The sequence below is a fragment of the Pseudomonas sp. zfem004 genome (assembly GCF_032621715.1).
Classification (GTDB): Bacteria; Pseudomonadota; Gammaproteobacteria; order Pseudomonadales; family Pseudomonadaceae; genus Aquipseudomonas; species Aquipseudomonas sichuanensis.
In genome coordinates this window covers 1-3,454 of the sequence record NZ_JAVYJF010000048.1, presented here as the reverse complement: position 1 = coordinate 3,454, position 3,454 = coordinate 1, and the positions used below count along the sequence as shown (strand labels likewise).

At 65.2% G+C, this 3,454-nt stretch carries 4 protein-coding genes; 3 read left to right on the top strand and 1 reads right to left on the bottom strand.

The genetic code is table 11. The annotated features are described in order from the left end of the window. The first annotated feature begins 186 nt into the window (after nt 1–186). The 3 genes from RTH46_RS26130 (at nt 187) to algW (ending at nt 3,261) form a co-directional block, all read left to right on the top strand. Nucleotides 187–1,503, top strand: a complete 1,317-nt coding sequence (locus RTH46_RS26130; protein ID WP_153786430.1) for a flavin-containing monooxygenase — start codon at nt 187–189, stop codon at nt 1,501–1,503. After that, on the top strand, nt 1,503–1,919 hold the full coding sequence (locus RTH46_RS26125) for a RidA family protein (RefSeq protein WP_153786429.1): 417 nt from the start codon (nt 1,503–1,505) through the stop codon (nt 1,917–1,919). The genes RTH46_RS26130 and RTH46_RS26125 overlap by 1 nt, the downstream gene beginning before the upstream one ends. 181 nt (nt 1,920–2,100) lie before the next feature. Continuing rightward, the gene (gene algW, locus RTH46_RS26120; RefSeq protein ID WP_110991647.1) at nt 2,101–3,261 is read left to right on the top strand and encodes a Do family serine endopeptidase AlgW; all 1,161 of its coding nucleotides are present in this window, start codon (nt 2,101–2,103) and stop codon (nt 3,259–3,261) included. 85 nt (nt 3,262–3,346) lie between these two features. On the opposite strand, the gene RTH46_RS26115 is transcribed toward algW, so the two are convergent. Beyond that, on the bottom strand, nt 3,347–3,454 hold a 108-nt coding region (locus RTH46_RS26115), incomplete at its 5' end, for an IS3 family transposase (RefSeq protein WP_316906967.1).

The following is a 3,454-nucleotide window of genomic DNA, read 5'->3' as shown; positions in this document are numbered from 1 at the left end:
TTGCCCCGCGATTGCCATATCGCGGGGCAAGCCCGCTCCCACAGGCCGCCCCCCCTTCGCCAATTTATCGGCAAGCCCCAGCTAAATACTATTTTCGCGATTTCCCAGCCATCCCTAGTCTGGCCCCAGGCAACGGCGGTCCTCCCAACCGACCTCAACAACAACCGCCTGAACAAGGGCTCGGACATGACACTGAACAATTACCAAATCGACACCCTCGTGGTCGGCGCCGGCCAGGCCGGCGTGGCCATGAGCGAACACCTGAGCAAGCTCGGCGTGCCGCACCTGGTGCTGGAGCGCAACCGCATCGCCGAGGCCTGGCGCACCGGCCGCTGGGACTCGCTGGTGGCCAACGGGCCAGTCTGGCACGACCGCTTCCCGGGCCTGGAATTCGACCTCGACGCCGACGCCTTCGCCGGCAAGGACCAGGTCGCCGACTACTTCGAGCAGTACGTACGCAAATACAACCTGCCGGTGCGCACCGGCGTGGAAGTGAAAAAAGTGGCGCGCAACGCCGACCGCCCAGGCTTCACCATCGAAACCAACCAGGGCGTGATCCACGCCAACCGCGTGGTGGCCGCCACCGGCCCGTTCCAGAAACCGGTCATTCCGGCCATCGCGCCAAAGGATGAAAGCCTGCACCAGATCCACTCGGCCGCCTACTTCAACCCCGAGCAACTGCCCGAAGGCGCGGTGCTGGTGGTCGGCGCCGGCTCCTCCGGCGTGCAGATCGCCGAAGAGCTGATGCGTGCCGGGCGCCAGGTGTACCTGTCGGTCGGTGCCCACGACCGCCCACCGCGCAGCTACCGCAACCGCGACTTCTGCTGGTGGCTGGGCGTGCTCGGCGAGTGGGACGCGGAGATCGCCAAGCCCGGCCGCGAACACGTGACCATCGCCGTGTCCGGCGCCCGAGGCGGCCACACCGTGGACTTCCGTGCCCTCGCCCACCAGGGCATGACCCTGGTCGGCCTGACCCAGTCGTTCGAAGGCGGTGTGGCGCGGTTCCAGGACAACCTGGCCGACAACATCCAGCGTGGCGACGAAAACTACCTGGCCCTGCTGGATGCCGCCGACGCCTACATCGAGCGCAACGGCCTCGACCTGCCGCCGGAACCTGACGCGCGCAAGCGCCTGCCCGACCCGGACTGCGTCAGCAACCCGCTGCGCGAACTGGACCTGGCCAAGGCCAATGTCACCAGCATCATCTGGGCCACCGGTTACGGCGTGGACTTCAGCTGGCTGCAGGTCGACGCCTTCGATGCCAACGGCAAGCCCCAGCACCAGCGCGGCGTGTCGAAAGAGCCGGGCGTGTACTTCCTCGGCCTGCCTTGGCTGTCGCGCCGTGGCTCGTCCTTCATCTGGGGCGTTTGGCACGACGCCAAGCACGTCGCCGGCCATATCGCCACCCAACGCACCTACCTGGCCTACCGCGATCGCGACCAGCGCAACGCGCAAGAACAGGACACTTCGCTCAATAATGTCAGCACCCTCGGAGCCCACTGATGCCTACCCATACCCGCATCCGCATGTTCAACACCAAGGTCACCTACCCTAACCAGACCCTGGACAACGACCTGTGCCAGGCGGTCCGCGCCGGCAACACCATTTATGTTCGCGGCCAGGTCGGCACCGACTTCGAAGGCCGCCTGGTCGGCCTGGGTGACCCACGAGCCCAAGCCGAGCAGGCAATGAAGAACGTCAAGCAACTGCTTGAAGAGGCAGGCTCGGACCTGTCGCACATCGTCAAGACCACCACCTACATCACCGACCCACGCTTCCGCGAGCCGGTGTACAAGGAAGTGGGCAAGTGGCTCAAGGGCGTGTTCCCGATTTCCACCGGGCTGGTGGTGGCGGGCCTGGCCCAGGCTGAATGGCTGATGGAGATCGATGTGATCGCGGTGGTGCCGGATCAGCAGTAATCCGACCTGAAGCAATCGCGGGGCAAGCCCGCTCCCACGCCGATYCKWKATCTGGCGTGGGAGCGGGCTTGCCCCGCGATGAGGCAGCCGTCGCCGATCGACTTTTTCACGTGTATGATCGCGCGCGCTCGCACCCTGGGCCGCACCGATGTGGCCCCCGCCCTACTCCCAGGATTGATTCATGCTCAAGGCTCTGCGTTATTTCGGCTGGCCCCTGCTCACCGGCGTATTGATCGCCATGCTGGTCATCCAGCGCTTCCCGCAATGGGTCGGCCTGCCCAGCCAGGACGTCAACCTGCAGCAGGCCCCGCAGACCACCCGGATCATGCAGGGCCCGGTCTCCTATGCCGATGCCGTGACTCTGGCCGCCCCGGCGGTGGTCAACCTGTACACCACCAAGGTGGTCAACAAGAGCGCCCACCCGCTGTTCGAAGACCCGCAATTCCGGCGCTTCTTCGGCGACAACCTGCCCAAGCAGCGGCGCTGGGAGTCGAGCCTGGGTTCGGCGGTGATCATGAGCCCCGAGGGCTACCTGCTGACCAACAACCACGTCACCAGCGGTGCCGACCAGATCGTCGTGGCGCTCAAGGATGGCCGCGAAACCCTGGCCCGGGTCATCGGCAGTGACCCGGAAACCGACCTCGCGGTGCTGAAGATCGACCTCAAGAACCTGCCGGCGATCACCATCGGCCGTTCCGACAACATCCACATCGGCGACGTCACCCTGGCCATCGGCAACCCCTTCGGCGTCGGCCAGACGGTGACCATGGGCATCATCAGCGCCACCGGCCGCAACCAGCTGGGCCTGAACAACTACGAAGACTTCATCCAGACCGACGCGGCGATCAACCCGGGCAACTCCGGCGGCGCGCTGGTCGATGCCAACGGCAACCTGGTGGGCATCAACACGGCGATCTTCTCCAAGTCCGGCGGCTCGCAGGGCATCGGCTTCGCCATCCCGGTCAAGCTGGCGCTGGAGGTAATGAAGTCGATCGTCGAGCACGGCCAGGTGATCCGTGGCTGGCTGGGCATCGAAGTGCAGCCGCTGAGCCAGGAGCTGGCCGAATCGTTCGGCATGCAGGGGCGCCCGGGCATCGTCGTGGCGGGGATTTTCCGCGATGGCCCGGCGGCACGTGCGGGACTGCAGTTGGGGGACGTGATCCTCAGCATCAACGGCGAACCGGCCGGTGATGGCCGCAAGTCGATGAATCAGGTGGCGCGGATCAAGCCTACCGAAAAGATCACCATCGAAGTGGTGCGCAATGGTCAGCAACTGAAGCTGATCGCCGAGGTGGGGCTGCGGCCACCGCCGGCGCCGGTGGCCGCAAAAGAAGAGAACTGAGTTATCTCGACGGGGGCTGCTGCGCAGCCCAATCGCCGGCAAGTCGGCTCCCACAGGTTGGACTGCCCCCAAAAAGTTGGACAGATTAGCTAGCGGCCTGGGCCCTGTACTCGACAGGGCTCAGGCCGTTCAGTTTCTGCTTTATGCGGTCATGGTTGTAGTAGCGGATGTACTCGTCCAGACCCGCTTTCAG

Bases quoted from the DNA above. Each gene is read 5' to 3' on its own strand.
- RTH46_RS26130 (WP_153786430.1), top strand. From the start codon at position 187: ATGACACTGAACAATTACCAAATCGACACCCTCGTGGTCGGCGCCGGC.
- RTH46_RS26125 (WP_153786429.1), top strand. From the start codon at position 1,503: ATGCCTACCCATACCCGCATCCGCATGTTCAACACCAAGGTCACCTAC.
- algW (WP_110991647.1), top strand. From the start codon at position 2,101: ATGCTCAAGGCTCTGCGTTATTTCGGCTGGCCCCTGCTCACCGGCGTA.